Raw genomic sequence first — 7,425 nt, 5'->3', positions numbered from 1 at the left:
TCCTGCGCGCGGTCGCGGCCTCGGCGAGCGTGCCCGAGCAGCTGGAGGCGTGCGGGGAGACCGACCTCGCCGCACGGTGGCGCGAAGCCGCACGCGCGGGCGCGGACGCCGGTACGGCAGCCGCCCGCAAGGACGGCAAGGACGCCGACACCCTCATCCCCAGCACCCTGCGGCGGCGGGCCCTGGGTGCCCTGCGCACCGCCGGGATCTCGGCCGGGCCGGGCTGGCAGGAGGTGTCCGACGCGGCGGAGGCCGCCGGGGTCGACGCCGTGGTGCATCTGCTCGTCGGGCAGGGCGAAGGGCCCGGCCGGGCGCTGGTGGTACGGCCCGGCCTTGCGCCGCTGTCACTGGAGCTGACCGGCCTCGCCGCGGCGGACCGCGCCCCCCTGGAACGGTACGTGGACGCGGCGCGGGCCCGTTCCGCCGTCACCGCACCCGGCGTACCGCTCTCGGCGCCCGGCCGCGCGGAGGCGGTGGCGGCCTGGGAGGCGGCCCTGGAGGAGCTGTGCGACTGGGCGGGGCCCGCCGTGATGGGGCCGGTCCTGGACGTGGTCCGGCCCGGCCGCCCGGCCCGCCCCGACGACCCCGTGCGGCTGGTGCTGCTGCCCGCCGGGAACCTCGGCATCGTGCCGTGGCACGCGGCCCGGCTCGGTGCGGGTGCGGGTGCGGGGGCCGGTGCGGGGGCTCGGCCCGTGTACGCGGTCGACCACGCGGTCCTCAGCTACGCAGCGTCCGGGGCGGAGTTCGTACGGTCCGCCGCCCGGACCCGGCTGCCCCTGGCCGAGGCCCCGGTCCTGGTCGCCGACCCGCGCGCCACGCTGGCCTACGCCGAGCACGAGGTCGAGGCGCTGCGCGCCGTCTTCTACCCGGAGGCCCGCTGCTTCGGCTTCCTCAGCCGGAACGTCTTCCACGTCGACGGCACCCCCGACGAGCTGCTGCCGTTGCTGCCAGGCGGTACCGGCGAACGGCCCGCGACCCTGGTGGAGTTCAGCGTCCACGGGATCGCCGGCGACCTGCCCACCGTGTCGAGGCTGCTGCTGCACCGTCCCCGCGGCGCCGACGACGACGCGGGCCTGCTCACCGTACGGCGGCTGCTCGGGGCGCCCGCCGTGGACGGGGGCGGCGGGGCCGGACCGCTGGTGGTCCTCAGCGCCTGCGAGACCGACCTCAGCACACGGGACCACGACGAGACGCTCACCCTCACCACCGCGTTCGTCGCGCGCGGGGCCGCCGATGTCATCGGCTCCAAGTGGTCGGTCGCCGACGCCAGTTCGGCCGTCCTCATGTACGCCCTGCACCACTTCCTCGCCCAGGGCGCGGACCCCGCGCAGGCGTTGCGGCGGACCCAGCTGTGGGCGCTGGACGCCGGCCGGCCCGCGCTTCCCGGGCTCCCCCGGCCGCTCGCCGTCCGGATCGAGGGCAAGCCGGCCCTGTCCGCGGACGCCTGGGCCCCCTTCATCCATCAGGGCAACCCCGCACCGGTCCGACCCGAAGGGAACACCGTTGGACACGCATGAGCTGCTGGCCCTTCTCGTCAGACACCGGGAACAGCTTCGGCAATGGCTGGACGAGGACCAGTACCGGCACTTCCTCGCCATGACGGAACGGCTCCGGGAGGTGGGCGACGACCCCGAGCGGGCCGGCATGGCCGTGATGGCGATCGTCCGCGCCCTGTGGCCCGTCCCGGACGAGGCGGGTGTACTGGCCGAACTGCTGCACGCCGACCACCGTTCGATCGTCACGGCGACGACCGTGCCGACGCCGGAGGCGGTCCTCGCGGCGCTGGAGGAGCTGTACGCGGCACCGGCGGCGGGCGAGCCGGACCGTACCGAGGCGGAAGCCGCCGACCCGATCGCCGCCGACCCGGTGGCCGCCGACCGGAAAGCCGCTGATCCGGAAGGGGCCGACTCCGCAGCCGCCGACCCCGTCGCCGCCGTCATCGCCGCCGCGCGGCGGCGGTTGCTCACCGCGCCGTCGCGGGCCGCCGCGCCGGCCGGGAGTCCGGCGGCGGGCGACGGGCCCGCCGACGTCATCGTGCTGGCCGATCCCGAGGACGGGCCACGCAGCCCCGAGTTCCAGTTCGACCCGGACACCGGGCAGCCACGGGACATCGTCGTACGGATCAACCGCATCCTGCTGGCCGACCGCGATCCCTGGGGCGCGGCCGACTGGTGGCTGGGCCGTAACTCCTGGCTGGGCGGGCCGCCGGCCTCGCTGCTCGGCCGGGTGCCGGACGACCGGCTGGCCGACGCCGCGCTCGCTCTCGTAGAGGAGGGCGGCCGATGACGCGGCAGATCCCCCCGGACATCACCATGGTCCCCCGGGTCACGATGCTCCCCGCCGGCACCGCGCTCTGGCGCTGCCACCGCACCCGCTACCCGGCGACCGGCTTCAAGTCGGTCGCGGCGCACACGCTGTTCGGCGGCAGCCGCTTCGACTGCACGGCCGAGGACCGCTACCCGTACCTGTACGCCACCCGTGAACCCACCACCGCGCTGGCCGAGGTGTTCCTGCGGTCCATGGACTTCGACCCGGTCGTCGGCGCCCGGCTGGTGCCGTGGGCGCAGGCCAGCCGGTACACGCTCGCCCAGGTCGTCACCACCACGGAGCTGACCTTCGTGTCGCTGCGCACCGAGGAGGATCTGGCGGCCGTCTGCCAGACGAGCTGGCTGCTCGACTGCGAGCCCGACGACTATCCGCGCACCCGGTACTGGGCGCAGGAGCTGCGCCGTCAGGCCAAGGAAGCGCACGGTCTGCTCTGGCAGTCACGGCGGCACCGGCCGCGCGAGGCGCTGGTGCTGTTCGGGGACCGCTGCGACAGCGTGCCGCTCCACAGCGAGCCCCTGGTCTCCCACGACCTCGCCACGCTCGCCGGGGTGGACGCGGCGAACCGGCTGCTGGCCCCCCTGCGCGCGGCGATCGTGCCGCCGGAGCCCGCGGACTGAACCGCCGCCCCCGCTCCCGTCGGCCCGGGGCCGCCTAGGGCGGCTCCACCACGAGCAGCGTGAACGCGCAGTGCCTGCCGAGCCGTACGGTGTCCCCGTCCGTCACGGGGACCCGTTCGCCCGGCGGCACCCGCTCGCCGTTGACGAAGGTGCCGTTCAGGGTGCCGGTCGGGTGTTCCGTCAGCCACAGGCCGCCGTCCGGGGTCATCTCGACGCTGGCGTGGCGGCGCGAGACGCCCTGCTCGCCGTCGAGGGCGGCGGCCACGTCGGGCGCCGCCCAGGTCGGATGCCGGCCCAGGTTCAGCGGGCCGCAGCTGCCGTGCCGCAGATCGACTTGCGGCCGGGTGCTGATCAGCCGCAGATGGCGGGCCGACTCCTGGCACTCCGGACAGGCGGACGCGCCGGAGGGGACGTCCGCGGCGCAGGACCAGCAGGAGTGGGCCCGCGACGGCGGCGCGACGGGCTCCGGTGGGGCGGTCGGCCAGGGAGGCGGTTCCGGCTCGGGCTCGTCGCTTCCGTCGCTCCCGTCGTCCTCGGGCTCCGGCCGGTCGCTCCCGTTGCTCCCGTCGTCCGGCCGGCGAGGAGTCTCCTCCCCTTCCTCTTCCTCCTGCTCGTCGTCGAGGTCCACACCCTCCGCGAGTGACTTGTCGACGTGACGCGGCGGGCGCTCCCACTCGTCCCTCACCACGGTGGCCGCCGGTCCTGGGTGTCCTCGCCGGGTACGGCCTCGATGTCGAGGCGCACGCTGCCGTCCGGCTGGACGGTGACCCGCGAGACGGTGACGACCGTGCCCGGCGTCAGGTGCACGCCGAGGTCGAACAGGCCGCGCGCGAGCGGGTTGATGAGGTGGGTCTCCAGTTTCATGCCGATGCCCCGGCCGCCGTTGTGCAGGTCGCGGGTGCACTCGTCGGCGAGGACCTTCTCGGCCTCGGGGAGCACCTCCAGGGTCAGCCCGCCCTGGTGACGCATGTGCTCGACGATGTTGCGCAGCTGCCCCTTGAAGATGAGGTGGGCGGTGGGCCCGTCGATGTAATGGAAGACGACGATGTTCCCGCCGAGCCGGTTCAGCAGCTCGGGCCGCTTCAGGGTGTGCTCGAAGTGGTGGCGGACGTTGCCGAGGATCTCCTTCTCGAACGCGGCCCGCTCGTCCGGGGTCTCGGGCAGCCGGCCCTGCCCGGCCGGGGAGGACAGGGGCCGCCCGTCCGTGCCCGTCGGGCCGTGCACGCCCAGGTTGGACGTGAAGATGAGGACGCATTCGCTGAAGTACGTCGTCACCCCCTGGCCGTCGGTCAGCCGGCCGTCCTCCAGAACCTGGAGGAACTTGTCGAGGACGCCCTTGTCCGCCTTGTCGATCTCGTCGAACAGCACCACCCGGAACGGGTCCTCGCGCACCGCGCGGGTCAGCTCGCCGCCCGCCTCGTAGCCGACGTAACCGGGCGGGGCGCCCACCAGGCGGTCGGCGGAGTGCGGGGCGGAGAACTCGCTCATGTCGAAGCGCAGACAGGCGTCCTGCGAGCCGAACAGGGTGGTGGCGACCGCCCGCGCCAGCTCCGTCTTGCCGGTGCCGGTCGGTCCGGCGAAGAACAGCACACCGCGCGGCCGGTGCACGGACGTCGACGCGGCCTGGGCGCCGGACAGGCCCAGCGCCGCCCGCTTGAGCACGTCCAGGGTCTGGGTGACGGCCTTCTCCTGGCCGCGCACCCGCTCGCCGATGACCCTCTCGCCGTCCCGGATGCTGTCGGCGACCGCGCCGCCGGTCCACGGATTGCGGCTGACGCCCAGTTCGTAGAGGCGCACGGCCTGGTCCATCTCCGCGAACGACAGCCGGCGGGCGCGTGCCAGCCGCATGCTCTCCCGCATGGCGCGCAGCGTGAGCCCGCCGGCCGCCCGCGCGAACCGCATGACGTCCTCGTCCGTAGGCTCCTCCCGCTCGGCCCCCTTCAGCAGCGGGCCCACGTCCAGCTTGGTGGCGGTCTCGGGGACACCCGCCTGACCGGCGAGCAGTTCCGCCATACGGCGACGCTGGCCGAGGTCCGGCATCGGCACCCCGATGCTGCGCACCCGTACGCTGCTCGTCACCAGCCAGGCCGGCAGGTCCCGTTCGCCGTCGGCGAGCCAGATCACCGGGTTGAACAGGGCGCGGCCGCTCTTGGAGCGGGGGAAGGGCCGGGCCTCCTCGGCGATCTTCAGGCAGCGCAGGAAGAACGTCCGTTCCTCGTCGCTCAGCTGGTTGGCCTGGGTGGGGATCCGGGAGGCGAAGTCGACGAGCAGAGCGGCGTGCACCGGCTTCTGGTAGTCGTCGTAGCGCGGGTTGTCCTTCGGGGGGCCGGGCCGCTCGCCGACCCAGCCGCGGGCGAAGGACTCGAAGACCCGTGCCGCCTGGCTGCCGTCGTCCTCGTCCGGGCGGCCGGGCACCCGGCGGGTGTTGCGCTGGAGCAGGGTGTTCATGTCGAGGCTGTCCTCGCAGCGGGCGACGGTGAAACCCGCCACCTGGTCGTAGCGCAGCAGGCACTTGTAGCCGGACCGCCGCAGCCCTTCCCAGAGCAGGTCCTCCAGACCCAGCGCGCGGTTGCGACGGTTGCCGTCGTCCCGTACGTCGGCGACCAGGTGGTCGTCGCGGACGTTGCCGTGCAGGACGTACTGGGAGTGGACGCTGAGCGTGGTGAACAGCTCGGCCGCGAAGGGCGGCTGGACGGTCTGGGTGACGGTCGCCTTGGTCAGGTGCGGCGGTGACTGGACGGGAAAGCTGGTCAAGGGTCCTCCGGGGAAGGCCAGGAAAGCGGGGAACACGGGGAACACGGAGACTGCGGGGGCGGTGGTGACGCGGGCGCCGGTCAGTGGTCCTTGTCGCGGTACTTGGGAGGCGCCGGGCGTCGCCGTGCGGAAGGCTTACGGCCGGACCTGGCCAGGCCGGGAGCCGGTTCACCCGTGCGGACCTGGCCGGTGGACCAGGCGAACTCGGCGCGGACGCCCTCCGCCTCGGTGAGCCGGCCCAGTTCGCCGACGTACCCGGAACTCTCGGCGCACCGCTCCGCGTCCCGGGCCGCCGTGGCCGGGTCGCGCTCCTCCTCCGGTGTCAGTGGCCGGCGCATGGTGAAGACACGGGCCTGGCCGGTGGACGTGAGGCGGACCCGCAGCCAGTACTCGCCGCCCCAGGCCGCCGGCGCGAAGTCCCAGTGGTCCGCGTCCATCCGGCCCTGCACCGAACCCTCGCCCCACTGCTCGGTCGCCCGGCGCAGCGCCGCCACCAGGTACGCCCGCTGCAGGGCGGCCGAGCGGCTCACCAGGGCCTGCCGGACCGTGCGCTCGGCCGCGCCGGAGGGAGCGACGCCGGTCCGCAGGGCCCGCTGGAGCACCTCGACGGCCTCGGAGGCGTCCGGCAGCGTGTCCACGCCCTCGGGCGCGGCGGCCTGGAGCGCGCCGAGCCGCAGGGCCGCGTCCTGGCGGGCCCGGTCGGCGAGCAGGGCCCGCTCCGACTCCTTGTGGGCGATCAGCGCGGCCTCGTCGAGGTAGCGCCGCACCGCCGTCGGCCGCCGGCCCACGGCCCGCCGGGCCTCCGACAGGCAGTCGTCGATCAGGTCCCGGCCGGCGGAGGTGAACGCCAGCGGCAGCCCGGCCAGCAGTGCGGCGCCCTCGCGCAGGACGTCGTCCTCGGTGAGCGCGGTGGACTCGGTGTGCTCAGGCGTCGTCGCCTCGGGCTCGGGCGCGGGGCCGCCCTCGGCGTACCGGATCAGGGACTGGCGGCGCCGCTCGCGCAGCCGGTCGTACCAGTCGGCGTGCTCCGGGTCCCGCGCGTGGTCGAACGGCAGCCGGGCGGTCGCGCGGGCCGCGCGCTGCGCCTCCACCCGGCGCAGCGCGCGCTCGGTCTCCGCGAGCCGCTTCCACAGCAGGTCGAGGGGGACGCCGACGGGCTGCACCGGGGCGGGCGGCGGCGGGTCGCCGGGCCCCGAGGGCTCCAGGCCCAGCACGGTGATCCGCGCGTTGATCCCGGCCGCGGCCTCCGCCGCGCGCCGCCAGCACTCGCTGCCCGTCTCCAGCGCCATCTGACGCCGGGAGAGGGCCTCCTGCTCGGCGGCGACCTTGTTGTTGAACGCCGCCAGCGCCTGCGTGCCGCGCAGCGCCAGCCGCGTGACGAGCAGCGCCCCGCTGAGGTCGGCCAGCCCGATGAGCGCGGGCACGATCATGTCCTGGACCTGGTCGGCCAGCTGCCCGACGGCCTCGCCGACCGGGTCGGAGAGGGCCGTCAGGTCCGGGGTACCGATGCCGGTCATGTCGGGGACACCGGTGCCGGCCATGTCCGGGACACCGGAGTCCAGGGTGAGTCCCGGATCGGGCGGATAGCCGTACGCCGAGACGTCCGGCATCACGGTCAGCAGGTCGGTACCGGCGAACGCGCTGCTCACGCCACTCCTCCAGAGGGGGAACCGGATGGGGAACCAGATGGGGTACCGGCGGGGGAGCCGGTACCCCATCTGGTTCC

Annotated in this window: 6 protein-coding genes; 3 read left to right on the top strand and 3 right to left on the bottom strand. The window is 74.9% G+C overall.

The window, feature by feature from the left end:
• From BZL64_RS34495 to BZL64_RS34485, 3 genes are all read left to right on the top strand, one after another.
• The coding region (locus tag BZL64_RS34495; RefSeq protein ID WP_143663391.1) for a CHAT domain-containing protein at positions 1 to 1,517 on the top strand (1,517 nt) is incomplete at its 5' end.
• Complete coding sequence (locus BZL64_RS34490) at positions 1,504 to 2,286, top strand: hypothetical protein (RefSeq protein ID WP_086773017.1); 783 nt, start codon at positions 1,504 to 1,506, stop codon at positions 2,284 to 2,286. The genes BZL64_RS34495 and BZL64_RS34490, both read left to right, overlap by 14 nt.
• Positions 2,283 to 2,945 carry an RES family NAD+ phosphorylase gene (locus BZL64_RS34485; protein ID WP_208639581.1) on the top strand — a complete coding sequence of 221 codons (663 nt, stop codon included), beginning with the start codon at positions 2,283 to 2,285 and terminating at the stop codon, positions 2,943 to 2,945. The genes BZL64_RS34490 and BZL64_RS34485 overlap by 4 nt, the downstream gene beginning before the upstream one ends.
• A gap of 34 nt (positions 2,946 to 2,979) precedes the next feature.
• On the opposite strand, the gene BZL64_RS34480 is transcribed toward BZL64_RS34485, so the two are convergent.
• The 3 genes from BZL64_RS34480 to BZL64_RS34470 form a co-directional block, all read right to left on the bottom strand.
• The gene (locus BZL64_RS34480; RefSeq protein ID WP_086773016.1) at positions 2,980 to 3,633 is read right to left on the bottom strand and encodes an FHA domain-containing protein; all 654 of its coding nucleotides are present in this window, start codon (positions 3,631 to 3,633) and stop codon (positions 2,980 to 2,982) included.
• The gene (locus BZL64_RS34475) at positions 3,627 to 5,699 is read right to left on the bottom strand and encodes an AAA family ATPase (protein WP_244205681.1); all 2,073 of its coding nucleotides are present in this window, start codon (positions 5,697 to 5,699) and stop codon (positions 3,627 to 3,629) included. The genes BZL64_RS34480 and BZL64_RS34475 overlap by 7 nt, the downstream gene beginning before the upstream one ends.
• A gap of 80 nt (positions 5,700 to 5,779) precedes the next feature.
• Positions 5,780 to 7,348 (bottom strand): hypothetical protein, encoded by a 1,569-nt coding sequence (locus tag BZL64_RS34470; RefSeq protein WP_086773015.1) that lies wholly within the window; start codon positions 7,346 to 7,348, stop codon positions 5,780 to 5,782.
• Positions 7,349 to 7,425 lie beyond the last annotated feature (77 nt).

This window comes from Streptomyces bobili (assembly GCF_002154575.1).
Lineage (GTDB): Bacteria > Actinomycetota > Actinomycetes > Streptomycetales > Streptomycetaceae > Streptomyces > Streptomyces bobili.
Note: the sequence above shows the minus strand (reverse complement) of the source record. Positions and strands in the feature narration are given on the sequence as shown.

Coding starts and splice junctions, on each gene's coding strand:
- BZL64_RS34485 (WP_208639581.1), top strand. CDS start 2,283: ATGACGCGGCAGATCCCCCCGGACATCACCATGGTCCCCCGGGTCACG.